General features: G+C 69.2%; 15 protein-coding genes. 4 read left to right on the top strand and 11 right to left on the bottom strand.

Going from position 1 to position 15,521, the window contains the following annotated elements; genetic code table 11:
• Positions 1-66: 66 nt before the first annotated feature.
• On the top strand, positions 67-1,212 hold the full coding sequence (locus CGL27_RS15910; RefSeq protein WP_119987633.1) for a serine hydrolase domain-containing protein: 1,146 nt from the start codon (positions 67-69) through the stop codon (positions 1,210-1,212).
• Positions 1,213-1,481: 269 nt separating this feature from the next.
• On the opposite strand, the gene CGL27_RS15905 is transcribed toward CGL27_RS15910, so the two are convergent.
• From CGL27_RS15905 to CGL27_RS15880, 6 genes are all read right to left on the bottom strand, one after another.
• On the bottom strand, positions 1,482-2,714 hold the full coding sequence (locus CGL27_RS15905) for an FAD-dependent oxidoreductase (RefSeq protein ID WP_205587703.1): 1,233 nt from the start codon (positions 2,712-2,714) through the stop codon (positions 1,482-1,484).
• Positions 2,711-2,908, bottom strand: coding sequence for a ferredoxin (locus tag CGL27_RS15900; RefSeq protein ID WP_119987630.1), 198 nt, complete (start codon positions 2,906-2,908; stop codon positions 2,711-2,713). The genes CGL27_RS15905 and CGL27_RS15900 overlap by 4 nt, the downstream gene beginning before the upstream one ends.
• A 23-nt stretch (positions 2,909-2,931) precedes the next feature.
• A complete protein-coding gene (locus CGL27_RS15895; protein ID WP_119987628.1) occupies positions 2,932-4,176 on the bottom strand; it encodes a cytochrome P450 in 1,245 nt (414 codons plus the stop codon).
• Positions 4,177-4,298: 122 nt separating this feature from the next.
• The gene (locus tag CGL27_RS15890; protein ID WP_119987625.1) at positions 4,299-5,036 is read right to left on the bottom strand and encodes a HAMP domain-containing sensor histidine kinase; all 738 of its coding nucleotides are present in this window, start codon (positions 5,034-5,036) and stop codon (positions 4,299-4,301) included.
• Positions 5,037-5,038: 2 nt separating this feature from the next.
• Positions 5,039-5,773, bottom strand: coding sequence for a response regulator transcription factor (locus CGL27_RS15885; RefSeq protein ID WP_119987622.1), 735 nt, complete (start codon positions 5,771-5,773; stop codon positions 5,039-5,041).
• A 185-nt stretch (positions 5,774-5,958) separates the two neighbouring features.
• The gene (locus CGL27_RS15880) at positions 5,959-7,374 is read right to left on the bottom strand and encodes an acyltransferase (protein ID WP_162952988.1); all 1,416 of its coding nucleotides are present in this window, start codon (positions 7,372-7,374) and stop codon (positions 5,959-5,961) included.
• Positions 7,375-7,845: 471 nt separating this feature from the next.
• On the opposite strand from CGL27_RS15880, the gene CGL27_RS15875 reads away from it, so the two are divergent.
• Positions 7,846-9,144, top strand: coding sequence for a phosphatase PAP2 family protein (locus CGL27_RS15875; RefSeq protein ID WP_119987617.1), 1,299 nt, complete (start codon positions 7,846-7,848; stop codon positions 9,142-9,144).
• Between the two features lie 134 nt (positions 9,145-9,278).
• Here the strand turns inward: CGL27_RS15875 and CGL27_RS15870 are convergent, their stop codons facing one another.
• Together CGL27_RS15870 and CGL27_RS15865 are read right to left on the bottom strand one after the other, a co-directional pair.
• Complete coding sequence (locus CGL27_RS15870; RefSeq protein WP_119987614.1) at positions 9,279-9,764, bottom strand: hypothetical protein; 486 nt, start codon at positions 9,762-9,764, stop codon at positions 9,279-9,281.
• Positions 9,765-9,833: 69 nt separating this feature from the next.
• Entirely contained in the window at positions 9,834-10,667 is an 834-nt protein-coding gene (locus tag CGL27_RS15865; protein ID WP_078641133.1) for a helix-turn-helix transcriptional regulator, read from the bottom strand.
• Between the two features lie 117 nt (positions 10,668-10,784).
• Here CGL27_RS15865 and CGL27_RS15860 point away from each other — a divergent pair, with 117 nt between their 5' ends.
• Positions 10,785-11,849: an aldo/keto reductase gene (locus CGL27_RS15860; RefSeq protein ID WP_119987611.1), complete on the top strand. Its 1,065-nt coding sequence runs from the start codon at positions 10,785-10,787 to the stop codon at positions 11,847-11,849.
• Between the two features lie 45 nt (positions 11,850-11,894).
• Here CGL27_RS15860 and CGL27_RS15855 read toward each other — a convergent pair whose 3' ends face one another.
• The 3 genes from CGL27_RS15855 to CGL27_RS15845 form a co-directional block, all read right to left on the bottom strand.
• Positions 11,895-13,091 carry a helix-turn-helix transcriptional regulator gene (locus tag CGL27_RS15855; protein ID WP_119987608.1) on the bottom strand — a complete coding sequence of 399 codons (1,197 nt, stop codon included), beginning with the start codon at positions 13,089-13,091 and terminating at the stop codon, positions 11,895-11,897.
• Between the two features lie 577 nt (positions 13,092-13,668).
• Positions 13,669-13,995, bottom strand: coding sequence for an antibiotic biosynthesis monooxygenase (locus CGL27_RS15850; RefSeq protein ID WP_078641130.1), 327 nt, complete (start codon positions 13,993-13,995; stop codon positions 13,669-13,671).
• A gap of 48 nt (positions 13,996-14,043) precedes the next feature.
• The gene (locus tag CGL27_RS15845) at positions 14,044-14,454 is read right to left on the bottom strand and encodes a DUF2000 domain-containing protein (protein WP_119987605.1); all 411 of its coding nucleotides are present in this window, start codon (positions 14,452-14,454) and stop codon (positions 14,044-14,046) included.
• A gap of 165 nt (positions 14,455-14,619) precedes the next feature.
• Here CGL27_RS15845 and CGL27_RS15840 point away from each other — a divergent pair, with 165 nt between their 5' ends.
• Positions 14,620-15,435 carry an AraC family transcriptional regulator gene (locus CGL27_RS15840; RefSeq protein ID WP_119987603.1) on the top strand — a complete coding sequence of 272 codons (816 nt, stop codon included), beginning with the start codon at positions 14,620-14,622 and terminating at the stop codon, positions 15,433-15,435.
• The last annotated feature ends 86 nt before the right edge of the window (positions 15,436-15,521 follow it).

Below are 15,521 nucleotides of genomic sequence, written 5' to 3'. Positions count from 1 at the left end.
CGGCCTACCGTGGCGCGGTTGTGATCAGGCAGGGCCAGGCAGAGGGCCGTGAAGGGGCGGGGCGCGATGGAGCGGTACAGCGGGTGGGCCGATGAGGGGTTCGGCGGTGTCGCCGAGGTGTTCGCCCGGAACTTCGAGGAGTTTCCCGAGCTCGGGGCGGCGGTCACCGTCTTCGCCGGTGGACGCAAGGTCGTGGAGCTGTGGGGCGGGGTCGCGGACCAGGGGAGCGGGCGGGCGTGGGAGAGGGACACCGCCGTGCCGGTGTTCTCGTGCGCCAAGGGCGTCGTGAGCGTCTGCGCCCACCTCCTCGCCCAGGAGGGACGGCTGGACCTCGATGCCCCGGTGAGCCGGTACTGGCCGGAGTTCGGCCGGTACGGCAAGGAGGCCATCACCTGCCGGATGGTCCTCGGGCACCGGGCGGGGGTCCCCGTGCTCGACCGGGTGCTGACGTTCGAGGAGATCGCCGACTGGGCGCCGGTGATCCGCGCCATCGAGGGGCAGACGCCGCTGTGGGAGCCGGGAGCGTCGTACGAGTACCACGGCCATGTCTTCGGCTTCCTCATCGGTGAGGTCATCCGGCGGATCACCGGCCACACCCCGGGCGCGTACTTCCGTCAGGCCGTGGGGGATCCGCTGGGGCTGCGGGCCTGGATCGGGCTGCCGACGGCGGAGCTGGACGGGCGGGCCCGGCTGGTCGAGGCCGAGGGACGGCCCGGGATGCCGGGGCCCGAACATCTGCTGACCCGCATCGTGACCATGAACGGCGCGCTGGTCTTCCCCGGCCTCGACGAGCCGCACGGCTGGAACGACCCGGCGCTGCTCGGCATGGAGCTGCCCGGCGCGGGCGCCACCGCGTCCGCGAGCGGGCTCGCCGGGCTGTACGCGGCGGCCGTGACCGGTATCGAGGGCCATCGGCGGCTGCTCAGCCCCGAGACCGTGACGGACGCGGTCCGCGAGATCTCGTCCGGCAAGGGATGGCTGGGCTTCGACATGGGAGCGCGCTGGGGCTCGGGCTTTCTGCTCGACTCGCCGTCCTTCCGGCCGATGCTGGGGGAGCGCAGCTTCGGCAATGACGGGGCGGGCGGTCAGTTCGCCTTCGGCGACGACGAGTTCGGCGTGGGCTTCGCCTATGTGGCCAACCGCATGATCGGCCACGGCGACGCCCGCGCCACTCGCCTCGTCGCCGCCGTGCGGGAGTGTTTGGGCGGCTGATCGGCCCCCGCCCCCGCCCCTTCCCGAGTCGGGCTACGGCCTGCGGCCGGGGCCGTCGGGTCGCGGGTCGTAGTGGCGCCGCAGGGGCGCGGCCTGCGGCTGGTTGCCGGGGCCACGGCCCGCAGCCGGGCCGCCGGGCCACGGCCTGCCCTGAGCCGCTGAGCCACGGCCTGCACTGGGCCGTTGGGCTACGACTGCGGCCGGGCCGCCGGGGCGCGTACGGTACCCGCGCCGCCGGGGCCACGGCCCGCAGCCGCGGCCGAGGGGCGTTACGCCCCCTCCGGCACCAGCTCCCCCACCGCGTCCCGCCACGCGGCCCGTGTCGCGACCGCCTGGCGCCAGGTGCGGATCGCCTTCGGGGGCATCCCGACGGCCAGCACACCGGCCACCCGGTCCCCGGAGCGGTAGACGGCCAGGAACTTCCGCTCCTCCAGGGCGCCCTCCACGATCGCGACCTCCTCGTGGCCGCGCAGATGGCCATGGGCCTGGATCCGGAGGTCGTACTGGTCCGACCAGAAGTACGGCACCGGCGCGAACGGCCGCCGCTCGTCCGGGCGGAGGAGGTTGCGGGCCACGGCCATGCCCTGTTCGGTGGCGTTGGTCCGGTGCTCGATGCGCATCGCCGTACCGAACAGCGGGTTGTGCCAGCGGGCCACATCCCCCGCGCCGTAGACGTCCGGCGCGGCGGCGCTGTACTCATCGCACTCCAGGCCGTCGCCCAGGGTGAGGCCACTGCCCTCCAGCCAGCCGGTGTTGGGCACCGAGCCGATCGCGACCAGCACCTCATCGGCCTCGACGAGGGTGCCGTCCGCCAGCCGCACCCCGCCGTCGGCCACCTCGGCCACCATGACGCCGGTGCGCAGATCGACGCCGTGGTCGTGGTGGGCCTGGGCGAGCACCCGGCCGACCCGTTCGCCGACCGCCGGGGCCAGCGGCACCGGCGCCGGTTCCAGCAGCGTCACCTCCGTACCGAGCCCCCGGGCGACGGCGGCGGCCTCGGCGCCGAGGAACCCGGCGCCGACCACCGCCAGCCGCCGACCCGGGCCCAGCCGGTCCCGCAGGGCCAGGGCGTCGTCCAGGGTGCGCAGCACATGCGCGCGCTCCCCGCGTTCGCCGGTGCCGTCCCCGTCCCCCGCCCCGTTGCCGTCCCCGCCGCCGGGCAGTCGGCGCGGGCGGACGCCGGTGGCGATGACCAGGCCCTCGTACGGCACCCGCTCCCCGTCGGCCAGCGCGACCGTACGGCCCGCGAGGTCGAGGCCGGTCGCGGCGACCCCGAGGCGCAGATCGAGGCCGAGCGCGTCCAGATCGGCGGGCGCGCGCAGCGGCACCCGGTCGGGCTCCCACTGCCCGCCGAGGATCTGCTTGGACAGCGGTGGCCGGTCGTACGGGTGGTACGGCTCATCGCCGATGAGCGTGATCGTGCCCTCGTACCCCTCCCGCCGCAGCGTCTCCGCCGCCGCCAGACCGGCGGCGGATCCACCGACGACCACCACCTGCTTCACTTGCCGATCACCCGTATCGCCGCCGCCGGGCAGACCACCGCGGACTCGCGCACATCGGCGTGGAGTTCGGGCGCGGGCTGCTCGTCCAGCAGGATCACGATGCCGTCCTCCTCCCGCTGGTCGAACACGTCGGGCGCGATCATCACGCACTGACCCGACGCCACACACTTGGGAACATCGACTTCCACACGCATGGTGACTCCCTTGCCTCCGCTGCTCATGACGCCCAGGTGACGGGCAGTTCGTAGACGCCGTAGACCAAACCGTCGTCCTTGAACGGTAGTTGGTCGATCCCGGTCGCCAGCCGCAGAGTGGGGATACGGCGGTAGAGCGTGCCGTAGACCACCTGCAGCTCCATCCGGGCCAGCGGCTGGCCCAGGCACTGGTGGACGCCGAAGCCGAACGCCATGTGGCGGCGGGCGTCGCGGCCGATGTCCAGCCGCTCGGGCTCGGGGAAGACCTCCGCGTCCCAGTTGCCGGTGCCGGTGTAGACGATGATCCCGTCCCCGGCGCGGATGGTCTCGCCGCCGATCTCGATGTCCTCCAGCGCGACCCGGCGCCGGCCGTTGTGCACGATCGTCAGATAGCGCAGCAGCTCCTCGACGGCCTTGGCGACCGCCTTCGGGTCGTCGGTCTCCCGCAGGACGGCGAGCTGGTCGGGGTTCTCCAGCAGGGCCACGGTGCCGAGGGCGATCATGTTGGCGGTGGTCTCATGGCCGGCGATCAGCAGCAGCACGCCCATGTTGGCGGCCTCGCGCTGGGTCAGCTCACCGGCCCTGACCCGGGCGGCCAGCTCGGAGAGCATGTCGTCGGCGGGGGCGGCGAGTTTGGCGCTGACCAGGTCGTCCAGATAGTCGGTCAGCGCCTTGTCGGCGCCGACCACCTCCTCGACCGAGGAGTGCCGGTTGATCAAGAGCGAGCTGTTGCGCTGGAAGAAGTCGTGGTCCTCGTACGGCACTCCGAGCAGCCGGCAGATCACCAGCGACGGCAGCGGCAGCGCGAACGCGCGCACCAGGTCGACCGGGGTCGGCCCGGCCAGCATGGAGTCGATCAGATCGTCGGTGATCTTCTGGATTTCGGGCCGCATCGCCTCGACCCGCTTGATGGCGAACGGTCCGGTGACCATCCGGCGGATCCGGGCGTGCTCGGGGTCGTCCATGGCGATGAAGGAGCGCCGCCGCCCGGCGTTCTCACGGAAGCCGGCGCTCGGGTGCGGAAAGCCGGGCAGCGTGGCATCGGAGCTGACCCGCGGGTCGCCGAGCAGGGCGCGCTGGTCGGCGTACCGGGTCACCAGCCAGGGGGCGCTGCCGTCCCACAGCCGTACCCGCGTGACCGGCTGTTCGGTGTGCAGCGCCCGTGTGGTCGGGGGCGGGTCGAAGGGGCAGCCGGTCGCCCGCGGCATCGGGAACTCCGGAAGCGGCTCTTCCGCCTCGGCCTTGGTCTCTGCCAGCGTCTCGGTCATGTCTCTCCTCGGGTGGGGGATTCCGATGGGAGCGGAGCGTGAACCTTCGCGTCAGGGGGGACGTGAACCTTCGCGTTACGGGGACGATGACCAGCGAACCCGCTCGACCTGACGCCCTCCGGTCAGTTTCCTGACGAAACGCTGACTGTGGGCAAGGTCACAGTGACCGTGGTGCCGAGGTCCGGTGCGCTGCGCACGCTCACCTCGCCGCCGTGCCGCTCGACCACCCGCCGCACGATGGAGAGGCCGAGGCCGCCGCCCAGCTCGATCCGGCCGTCCGCGGAGCGGGGGGAGGTGAGCCGGGCGATGTCGCGCGGGCTCATACCCGGCCCCTGGTCGCTGACCGACAGCTCGACGTGCTGCTGCCCACCGGACCCGGCCACCGGGCCGCGCACCGCCACGGTCACCGGGGACCCGGCGGGGGTGTGCCGCAGCGCGTTGCCCAGCAGATTGCGGATGGCGTGCCGCAGCATGCGGTTGTCGGCGACGAGGGTCGCCCGGCCGGAGTTCTCGCGGGCGATGGGGCGTTCGGGGTCGAGCAGCCCCAGATCCGCCACCGCCTCGTCGGCCACGTCCCGCAGATCCACCGGCTCCGTGTCCAGCGGCCGTACCCAGGAGGTGTCCGCGCGCGGAGACACCTGCTGGACCGCCTCGTGCATATGGTCGGCCTCGTCCTGGATCCGGCGCAGGGCGCGCACCATCAGCTCGGGGTCGTCGCTGAGCCCCTGCAGCGGGAGTTCGGCCCAGCCGCGGATGGTGGTCAGGGAGGTGCGCAGCTCGTGCAGGATCACCTCCAGCCGCTGCTGGCGCTCGTACGCGTCCTCCTCAGGGCGCCGGCCGTCCCCGTGGTGCTCATTCATGTTCATGCGGAAGCGAGCCGGCCGAGCCAGTAGCCGAAGCCACGGCGGGTGTGGATCAGGGCGGGCCCGGTCTCGTCGACCTTGTGGCGGAGCCGGGAGACCAGCTTCTCGATGGCGTTGTCCCCGTAGCGCCCGTGGTCCGCCATCCACAGATGTTCGCCGATCTGTTCCTTGGACAGCACCTGCCCCGCGTTGACCAGCAGATAGCGCAGCAGCCGGAACTCGGCGGGGGTCAGCTCCAGTGCCCGCCGACCGCGTCGCGCCTGACGGGTCGTATCGTCCAGCAGCAGATCCGCGTAGCGCGGCGGCGGCTCCTCCCGCCGCCGGGTGCGGGTGCGCAGCAGGGCCTGCACCCGGGCCAGCACCTCGGCGATCCGGAACGGCTTGGTCACGTAGTCGTTCCCGCCGATGCCGAGGCCGGTGACCAGCGAGTCCAGCGAGTCGCGGGCGGTGAGGAAGAGCACGGGCGGATGGTTCTCGTCGGCCGCGACCAGGCGGCGGCACACCGTGAAGCCGTCCAGATCGGGCAGCATCACATCGAGGATCACCAGGTCGGGTCGCTCCCGGCCGACCCGATCGAGCGCCTCTCCGCCGGTGGCCGCGGTGCCGACCCGGTAACCGGCCAGCTCGAGGGTGGTCGAGAGCAGCTCGGCGATTCTCGACTCATCGTCGACGACCAGGATGTGCTGCCCGCTGCCACGGGCGGGCGCTGGTTTCTCGCTGACACTCCCGTACACGCCATGACACTACGTGAACCGACCGTTCCGGGGCACGGGGCCCTGACCGCGACCGATGAGATCCGGACAGGGCGGACAGGGTGGACAGGGCGGGGCGCATACGGGCCGTGTGGGGCTCATGCGGGCCGTGGGGGCGCCGGCCCCCACGGCCCAGGGTCTTCCGCTTTCCTCGGCTTTCGGTTTCGTCACCCTCCGGCTTTGGGCGATCCGAAAGTCAGCGCGGATGCCTCGTCGGAATCCGCGTAACAGTGGAACCGGTCGGTCCAGGACTGTTCCTGAAGGGTCTGGACCAATGCACGGGGCACTGCCATATGCACATCGCGGCCACCGGGCTCGTCCGCCGGAGTCGGCGCTATGAGTACGGTCCAGGGAGTGGGAAGCGCCGGGACGTCGTACCAGAAGGGCGTGTCCGCTCCGAAGTCGAGGCTGTAGAAGGGGAGCTTCGACCAGTTGTTGATCACGATGGTGTTCTCGAACTTGTCGAGCGTCATGGTGGGCAGGACGCGCTTGAGGCGTCCCGCCTCGTATTCGGCACAGAGGAACGCCGTTTCCTGGCGGATTTTCTCCTCCGTGTTCTCGGCATAGCCCGCGCGGACCGCCGTGGCGATCTCGCCGAGAGGGCGGGAGCGCAGTTCGGCCGCGGGCATCCCGGGCCGGGTGTTGGTGACGGTGTTGCCCCAGTAGCCGTCCGGTACGGCCCCGCCGCCGAAAGCACGGAAGTCGGCGAGGAGGCCCAGCCTTTCCTCGCTCGTGTCGGGGCGGTCCCGCAATGCGCTGAGCACTTTCCAGAGATGGGCGGTCAGCGCGTCATTGGTCGACACCCATCGCTCCGTGCCCGCGAGGTCGGCCATCGCGGCGTCCTTCATGGTGGCCAGTTCGGCGGCGGTGAAGCGGGTGGTCACCATCGTCGTCACCTTGGCGACGGCGCTCAGCAGGATACGGGCCACATAGGCGGACTTCCGGCCGCGCTTGGTGACCGTGAAGTGGTCGTTGTCCGGCCGGGCGTCATCCGCGACCGGCGCCGCGAGGGCGTCGATGATGCCGCGGTCGTGGCCGGGTGTGGGGTACCCGAGCCCTCGATGCTCCTTCGACCAGCCCTCCATGAACCGCATATAGGCGGATCCATCGGCCACGGCGTGGTTCATGTTGACACCGAGAACGGAGCCGCCGCCTTTCATATGGGTGAGCTTCACCGTGAATAGCGGTGTGTCGGCGTCGACCACCTGAAGCGGGTTGACCTGACTCAGATAGCGATTGATGCCCTTTTTCGCCGTGTGGTGAGGCCCGTGATCCGGCATGGACTGGGATGCGTATGTCTCGATGAAGCGCACACCGGCGTCGTCGCAGAGCACGCTGAGACGGCCGTCGGGATCCTTCTTCATGCGGCCTGAAACCATCGGGAAGTTGAGCAGTGTTCTGCTTAGGGAGGCGCGAAGTGCTTCGCCGTCGAGCGTCTCGCGGTAGAAAAAGGTACGTGGGGTGTAGACCAGCCCGATGAGCATGTCGTAGACGCTCAAACGTATGCGGTCACCGCTCGCCTCTCCGGCGCGCACGGTGATCGATCGTTTGGTGTCGCTCTCGGTGGCAGTGGGGGATGCCATCATTCGCGCACGTTCTTTCGTTCTGTCCGAATGTGTTTCTGGGTCGGTGTATTGACCCTACCTCCGGGGCGAGGGCTGTCTCATTGGGGAGAACTTGTTTCAGGCATTTTTAAAAAACGGGCGAGCGCGGTCGGCTCACGGAGGTGCCCGCCGACCCCGAGGGGGTCCCGCGGTCGGCCGGGGCCCCGCGGCCCGCTGGGGTTACGAGGCCCGGTTGGGGCTGCGAGGCCCGACTGGGGGGCTACGGCGCTGCGACGGCACTCTTCCGTATCGCTCCGTTAGCATGATCGGACCTTACGACGAGAACCCCCATCGTCCGCCCTTCGCCGGAAAACGGCGCTATCCGGTACGAAGGGTGACCAATGCCCAACATCTAGCAAATCGGCCAAAGCATTGATACCTATAGCATCGCGGGTGATGTCCCGGATAAGCCGCAGGACCACGTTCGTCACGTGGCGTCGACCACGGGTGATGCTGTACGCCGCGGCGGGTGTGGTGGCCCTCGGGTTCTTCATCGCGCTGGAGATCGCCGCGCGTCGCTACGGCCTGCCGGGGCCGGTCACCAATCAGGTGCAAGAGGTGATACTGCCCCCCAAGTCGGGCTTCCTGCTGTATTCCGGTATGGGCTTGATGATGTTGGTGCTCACCTGGCGGGAGCGGCTCATCGCGGCCGGTGCCGCGATCGGCATCGACGTCGTCTTCTTGTTGGTGCGGTGGGCGGTCGGCGCAAAGCTGACCGACGGCCACCCCTTCGGCAACGGCGCGTTGTGGGTGATGCTGGGCTGCGTGGTCATCGCGGTCACGCGCCGCACCGGCCGGGAACGCGCCCTGCTGCTCAAGGGCGTCGGGCTGGGCCTGCTGCTGGTGGCCGGCCGCAAGACCGGCGATACCTGGCTGCTCATCACGGCGAAGACCCGCCCGGCGGTGCTCGACCCGTACCTGGCAACCGCCGATCACGCGCTGGGCAACCCGTCGTGGCTGGCAGGCCGGATTGTCGCGGCCATGGGGCCGATCGGTGCCCATGTTCTCGACTTCGTCTACGCTCAGCTTCCGGTGGCCGCGGTCATCGTCTCGGTTTATCAACTGCGCAACGTGGCGGTCGAGCGCCGCTTCCCGGGCCACCATCTGGTGCGCACCTTTCTGGCCATCGGCCTCCTCGGGCCGGCCATCTACATGATCTTCCCGGTGGTCGGACCGATCTTCGCCTACGGCACCGGCGCCTTCGGTACCGGCGGCGAGCTGTGGGCGACGGCCAACCTGTGGCCGCACACGCTGCCGCCCATCAGCGCCCCGCACTCGATACCGTTCGACGAGATCACGCCACGCAACTGCATGCCCAGCCTGCATACGGCGTGGGCCACCGCGATCTTCATCCATTCCCGCCAGGGCCCGCGAATCCTGCGGTTCGCGGGAACGTTCTGGCTGATCGCGACGCTCGGCGCGACGCTGGGATTCGGCTACCACTACGGCGTGGATCTCATCGCGGGCGTGGTGTTCAGCCTCACGATCGAGACCGTGCTGCGCGCGCTCGCACGTGGCTGGGACCGGTCAGCGATCCTACTGGTCGCCCACGGCACGACGGTCTTCGCCGCGCTCCTGGTCTCCTATCGCTATCTGCCGATGGAGATGGCCAGACATCCGTGGCTGTTCGGACCGCTTCTCCTGCTGGCCATGGCCTCGGTGATCCACGGCTACGTACGGACCACCAGGCTGTGGGACCCGAAGGCCGCACCGGCGCTGCAACCGGAACCGCAGCCCGAGCTGGTGTGATTCCAGCCTGCTGGCCTCATCCGACGGCGGCGCCGAGCAGTGGTTCGGCGTTGTGGTCCGCGGTCACGCCGTCCGGTTGAGCCAGCTCGTTTCTTCAGGGGTGCGCGAAGCGCGGGCGTTGGTGAGGAGCGGGGTCAGCGGCCCGCATGACGTGGGGGAAGGTATCGGTTGACCAGTTCCGCCGCCGTTTGCGCGTCATCGATCGTGATGACAAAGCGGGTTCCGCGGGTGAGTTCAAGCCAGAGCGCGTCGCCCGCCCGGAGCGAGACCGCCCGCACGCCCGGCTTCCACCGGTAGCCCCAGCCGCCGATCTCCATGGGGCGGGTCCGGCGTGCCGTGGCACCCGCGATCCGGTCCATCGCGATGTTCTGCCGCAGGAAGGGGACGAGAGCTGAGGCCACCGTGACGCCCCGTGGCGAAACGGTGACCTTGATGGCCCCCGTGACGAGGAACGCGGCCGCCGCGAGCAGCAGGCCCAGGCTGACGGACCGGTGTCTCTCGTCGACGACGGCGAAGACGATCAGTCCCAGAGCCAGGATCGCGCCGACGGCGAGCATCCAACCGCTGGACTGGGACCTGCTCCAGACCGCTCGCGTGCTGTCGTCATCATGCGGATTCATCGACGCCTCCGTGAGAGTGTGCGACCCACGGCAACGATCGCAGCGTCGACGGCCAAGGCCAAGGTGATGTCACCGTGCGCACAACCGGTCCAATGCCGACTGGCTCTCATCGTCTGCGGGGCGGAAGATCACCAATCGCTGATCCGGATCTTGAAGCGGTATGAGCACTTCGAAATCCACTGCGATCACACCGACGTCAGGATGCCGCATCACCTTGTGCCCGCGGCCGTTGACCTGGATGTCCCGCTCGGCCCACAATCGCGCGAATTCCTCGTCGTGAGTGATGAATTCGGCGATGCGGTCGGTCAACGCCCGATCCTCCGGATGCGCGGCCCACGCGGCGCGCAGATGGGCGACCCCATCTCGCACGACGCGTTCCCGATCGACGTAGAACTCGCGTATCTCCGGATGCATCAGGCACAGCCACATCGAATTGCGCTGTGACGGAGGCAGGGTGTCGAAATCCAGTAGGAGCCTCGTCATTTCGCGGTTCCAGGCCAGGATGTCGTAGCGGTGGTTCATCAGCATGGCCGGGAGCGGCGACAAGTCGGCGACCAGATGGGCCAGCGGCGGCGCCGCGGTGGTGGCGGGCTTGTCGGTGTTGCGGGGGCGCTGCTGGGCCAGGTTGAAGAGGTAGGCGCGTTCGACGGGGGCCAGGTGCAACGCCCGGGCCAGCGCCTCCACCACGTCCGCTGAGGGCCGCAGTCCGCGCCCCTGTTCCAGCCGGACGATGTAGTCGACGCTGACCCCGGCCAGTTCGGCGACCTCTTCGCGGCGCAGTCCCGGGGTCCGCCGGGCCTGCCGACGCGACGGCAGACCGAGATCGCGCGGGTCCAGCCGCTCGCGCCGGGCCCGCAGGAACGCGGCCAGCTCCTGTGTTGTGTCCACGGTGTGGGTCGTCATATGCGTTCCAACAGCCAGGGTGGGACTGGCGTTCCCAGGAACCTCTTTCCCTTACCTCCGGCTCGCGGCGGTCACAGCCTTGTTCTCGACAACGGATCACGAGCACAGGAGGACACGATGTCGCTCACCCTCGACACCTACCGGCTGCTGGGCCGCTCCGGGCTGCGGGTCTCACCGCTGGCGCTGGGCGCGGCGACCTTCGGCACCGAGTCGGGCTGGGGAGCCGAGCAGGACGAGGCGCGCAAGCTGTTCGACCGCTACGTCGAGCGAGGCGGCAACTTCATCGACACCGCCAACACCTACAGCAATGGCAGTTCCGAGCGCATGCTGGGCGAATTCACCCGCGACAACCGCGAAAGCCTGGTGCTGGCGACGAAATACACGACGCTGCGCCGGCCCGGCGACCCGAATTCCGCGGGCAGTCACCGCAAGAGCCTGCTCGCCTCGGTAGAAGCTAGTCTGCGACAGCTCAATACGGACTACATCGATCTGCTCTACCTGCACGTATGGGATTTCACGACACCGGTCGAGGAGATTCTGCGCGGCATGGACGATCTGGTCCGGCAGGGCAAGATCTTGTACGTGGCGATCTGCAACGCCCCGGCCTGGCAGGTTTCGCGCATGCAGGCGATCGCCGACCTGCGCGGCTGGTCGCCGCTGGTCGCGCTCCAGATCGAATACAACCTGATCGAGCGTACCGGGGAACGTGACCTGATCCCCATGGCACGCGAGATGGGGCTGGGTGTGCTCCCGTATTCACCCCTGGCCGGCGGGGTGCTCACCGGCAAGTACAGCCGCGACGACCTGACCGCGACGAACGTCGCATCCGACGACGGCACCCGTAGGAGCTTCAACCTCGCCTTGGGCACGCTCACCGAACGTAACCTCGCCATCGCCGATGTCGTGAAGGAGGTCGCCACGGAGCTGGGCGTCACACCCGCCCAGGTCGGGCTGGCCTGGACCCTGCGGAATCCGAGCGTGACGGCACCGATCATCGGCGCCCGCACCCCCGCCCAGTTGGAGGACAATCTGGGCGCCCTGGAGGTCGACTTCACCGCCGCCCAACTGGCCCGTCTCGACGAGGCCAGCGCGATTGAACTCGGCTTCCCGCACGACATGCTCGCCAGTGATCACATCCGCAACGTGACCGCAGGTGACCTGAAGATCGAAACCCGCCGCTGATACCCGATCGTCCCGAGGGCGGCACCAGTGCCGCCCTCGGGACGATCACAGCGTGAATGGATCCTCGTCGAGCTTTTCTGTCAGGTGCTCAAGAGTGTCCGTAAGGCTTGTCGGCGCACCGTTCAGCCTTTCGCGCTGCTTGGCGACGTGGCCGATGAGGCGAAGGGTCCGTCCCGAGGAGATTCCGGGTGCGGCAGTGACCAGGGATCTGATGACGTCTTCCGCGTCGCGCCAGGCACTGACGTCCAGTAGGCATTGTGCGAGCCGTGCCACCCGCTCGCTTGAGTAGCCGGTCGTGACGTCACGCCCTGGTTGTACGGATTGCAGTAGTAGCTCGATAGCGTTCTCTACTTCACCGGCGATCTGAAGTGTGTGACCCCACTGGCGGTCGATTTCCCCGCTGGTCACCCACCATGTCCAGTCCGGTTCACCGACGTCGTTACCGTCTTCGATGAGTGACCGGGCGCGTTGGAGCGACTCCATGGCATCCGACGTACGTCCCGTGCCGACCAGCCCCTTCGCTTCACGGATGCGGAACATCGCCTCCACGCGTGGGGACAGCCGCCTTCCGTTGAGCACCGACCGGGCGATGGACAGCGCCTCTTGGTTCCGTCCGCGCCATTCACTTTGCATCGCCATGTTCTGTAGCGTCAGCAATTCGATGGAGCGATCCCCGGAGAGTTTCGCGAGGAATAGCGCCTCATAGTTGAAGCGCTGTGCGGAGTCGTCTCTTTCCGCGTCCCAGAGAGCCCATCCGGCGACTTCCGCGAGTTCCGCAGCCGCCGACTGAATGTCGCGCTCGTACCGAGGGTCGTAGTCTCCGACTCCGAGCCGCCGATGCACGACCTTGAACGCGCGGCCTGCGGGCTCTGCGATCGATACTCCGCTGAGTTCGTTGTCCAGGACGACCAGCCGACGGGAAGTCTCCCGGATGGCGTGTACGAAGTCAGCTCCACGTGCCTCGTTGAGTCTGAGTATCCGATCAGTGATGGCCGGTGATTCAGCAGCTTCGGGCGAAACTGGCGGCGGTGCTACTCGTGCCGCGATTGCGGCAAGTTCCCCGTCTGTCTCGAGCAGGGTGTCCAGCGCCGTGACGAGTTGCGTCGACGGCTGCTGTTTCCCGCAGAGCACGCGGGACAGATAGGCGTGGTCGTAATTCAGGTGGCGGGCGACCGCCCGAACACTCATGTCCCGGTCGCGAAGCATGTCGCGGACCCTCTGGCTGAACTCCCCGCTGCCCATGGTGACCAGGGTACGGCCGTCACCGCGCAGTCACCATACGATCACCAACCGCGACCGCACATTCACGGTTGTCTTGAGCGTACGCAAGGACCCCCGCGACCGTGCGACCGGCCCGGGGGCATGGCCATCGCTAACAGGAGCGACAACGTGTCGGACACTAGCCCAGCCACCCCACCCGCGAACACGCCCAACGACGACTGCGATGTGTGCGGGGCGCTGTTACGACAGCAAGCCGAAGCAAGGCGTAACGGGGATCAGAAGTGGGCGACCACGTGTCTCATCGAACTCCAGCGGCACCACAACGGCCCGCTGCACAGCGAGGCGGCCCGGTGAAGGGCCGCGCGATGATGACGCTGCGCGTTTCGCGGGACAGCGGGAAAACCTACGGGCCGACGCGCGTGATCAGGTCCACCGACCCCCTGATGCCGCTGGAGACCTCGATTTGGCCGCCGTGCCAGTGCCCCCGATGCGTATCGGCGCACCTGACCATCCGTCGGTCGTACTGACGGGTGCGACACGAAACCGCCAGCCCTCTGGCCAGGGCCAGGGGGCTGACGATGTTCGTAAGGGGCCCGTCTCAGCCTTGTTTGGGCGCGGCCTGCTGGACGACCTCGAAGGACCACAGGGTGGAGCCGGCCGCGGCGGGCTTCTGCTTCGGGGCGTCTTCGCCGCCGTGCTGGTGGGCCGCCTTCATGGGGCCCTCCATCCACGCCTGGAAGTCCTCCTCGCTGCGCCAGCGCGTATAGACGAGGTACTGGTCGGTCCCCTCGACCGGGCGCAGCAGCTCGAACCACTCGAAACCGTCGGAGCCCTCCACGGCTCCGGCGCGTGACGCGAAGCGCTTCTCCAGCACCTCGCGCTGTTCCTCCGGCACGGTCAGCACATTGATCTTGACTACGCTCATGGCCCCATCTTGCCGTAGCCGATGTCGCGCGTCGGCGGTGCCTCACCCTCAGCCGTGCAGCTTCAGGCCCTTGGTCACCTTGTCCACCTGGCCGCGCGGTCCGTGGACCGCGAGGCCGACCAGGTTCAGCGCGTCGGCGTCGATGGCGCGGACCGCCGCGCGGTTGTCGTCCTCGTTGTTGGTGCCGAAGAGCTCCTCCGTGTAGAGGGCCGTCGGCAGGTCGCGGGAGAGGGCGCGGGCGTGGGTGCGGGTGAGGGCGGGGGCGTCGGCGGCGTAGACGAGGACCGGTTCGCGGAACATCGGGAGGTAGACGTTGCCCGAGGCGTCCTCGTACGGCTTGCCGACGATCTCGTCCGTGGCGTGCGCCAGGCCGCTGGAGAGGAACGCGGTCACGTTCAGCTTCTGCCAGTCGGCGAGGTCGGTGCGGACGATGACGGCGATCTTGGTGTCGAAACGCATGGACGGCAGTCTCGCCACCGTTCCGGCCTGGGGTCTTGAACGCTGGTGCGGGGGTGGTACGCGGCATGGCGGCACAATGGGGGCGTGGGTGTGGCAGGAGAAGGAGAGCGGGGGCCCGCGGACTGGGCCCGGTACTGGCGTGATCCCGACCGGGCCGTGGAGGCCATGCACGCCCACTTCTTCAGCCATCGCTTCCATCCCCACAGCCATGACGCCTACTCCTTCGCCGTCACCGAGATCGGCGCCCAGCGCTTCCGGTGCCGGGGTGCGCTGCGGACCAGCGGGGCGGGGATGGTGATGGTCTTCAATCCAGACGATCCGCATGACGGGGAGGCGGCCGCCGAGCTCGGCTACAAGTACCGCATCGTCCACATGGGTCCCGATGTGATGGGGAATGTTCTCGCCGATGTGGCCGACAGCGCCGCCGACCGGGCGGCGTTGCCGCTGTTCGACCGGCCGGTGGTCTCCGATCCCGTACTCGTCCCCGCCCTGCTGCGACTGCATACCGCCCTGGTCGGTGGCGCCGGTCCACTCGTGCGGGACGAGCGGCTGACGGCGGCCGTGGGCGCGTTGGTACGGCGCGGGGCCACCGGGCCGCTGCGCGCCCGGGAACTGCCGGGCGGGAGCGGTGAGCAGGCTCGGGCCGCGCGGCGGGCCCGGGCGCTGCTGGAGGAGGCGTACCTGGAGGAGATCCCGGCGGCGCGGCTCGCGGAGGCCGCCGGGTGCAGCCGCTTCGCGCTCTACCGGGCGTTCCGCTCCGCCTACGGGATGGCGCCGAGCGACTTCCAGCGGCAGCTCCGGCTGCGCCGGGCGCGCGGGCTGCTGGTGACGGGCCGTAGCGCGGCCGAGGCCGCGGCCCAGGCGGGGTTCGCCGACCAGAGCCACTTCCACCGGTGGTTCGTGCGGTGCTTCGGTGTGACGCCGGGAACATTTCAGCGCGCCGCGGGTCCCGATTCGCGGCGCACCCCGCAGCCCTGGTGAAATTGGGCCGGACCGTACGGACTCACGCGGAGCGCAAGCACCCCGCCAAAGCCTGACATCTTTCGGACAACCTCGGACGACGGTCA

Source organism: Streptomyces sp. 11-1-2 (assembly GCF_003595545.1).
Lineage (GTDB): Bacteria > Actinomycetota > Actinomycetes > Streptomycetales > Streptomycetaceae > Streptomyces > Streptomyces hygroscopicus_B.
The sequence above is the reverse complement of the archived record's forward strand: the minus strand, read 5'-3'. Positions and strand labels throughout refer to the sequence as shown.

Bases quoted from the DNA above. Each gene is read 5' to 3' on its own strand.
- CGL27_RS15860 (WP_119987611.1), top strand. From the start codon at position 10,785: ATGTCGCTCACCCTCGACACCTACCGGCTGCTGGGCCGCTCCGGGCTG.
- CGL27_RS15840 (WP_119987603.1), top strand. From the start codon at position 14,620: ATGCACGCCCACTTCTTCAGCCATCGCTTCCATCCCCACAGCCATGAC.
- CGL27_RS15870 (WP_119987614.1), bottom strand. From the start codon at position 9,764: ATGAATCCGCATGATGACGACAGCACGCGAGCGGTCTGGAGCAGGTCC.
- CGL27_RS15865 (WP_078641133.1), bottom strand. From the start codon at position 10,667: ATGACGACCCACACCGTGGACACAACACAGGAGCTGGCCGCGTTCCTG.
- CGL27_RS15845 (WP_119987605.1), bottom strand. From the start codon at position 14,454: ATGCGTTTCGACACCAAGATCGCCGTCATCGTCCGCACCGACCTCGCC.
- CGL27_RS15895 (WP_119987628.1), bottom strand. From the start codon at position 4,176: ATGACCGAGACGCTGGCAGAGACCAAGGCCGAGGCGGAAGAGCCGCTT.
- CGL27_RS15910 (WP_119987633.1), top strand. From the start codon at position 67: ATGGAGCGGTACAGCGGGTGGGCCGATGAGGGGTTCGGCGGTGTCGCC.
- CGL27_RS15855 (WP_119987608.1), bottom strand. From the start codon at position 13,091: ATGGGCAGCGGGGAGTTCAGCCAGAGGGTCCGCGACATGCTTCGCGAC.
- CGL27_RS15875 (WP_119987617.1), top strand. From the start codon at position 7,846: ATGCTGTACGCCGCGGCGGGTGTGGTGGCCCTCGGGTTCTTCATCGCG.
- CGL27_RS15850 (WP_078641130.1), bottom strand. From the start codon at position 13,995: ATGAGCGTAGTCAAGATCAATGTGCTGACCGTGCCGGAGGAACAGCGC.
- CGL27_RS15900 (WP_119987630.1), bottom strand. From the start codon at position 2,908: ATGCGTGTGGAAGTCGATGTTCCCAAGTGTGTGGCGTCGGGTCAGTGC.
- CGL27_RS15880 (WP_162952988.1), bottom strand. From the start codon at position 7,374: ATGGCATCCCCCACTGCCACCGAGAGCGACACCAAACGATCGATCACC.
- CGL27_RS15890 (WP_119987625.1), bottom strand. From the start codon at position 5,036: ATGAATGAGCACCACGGGGACGGCCGGCGCCCTGAGGAGGACGCGTAC.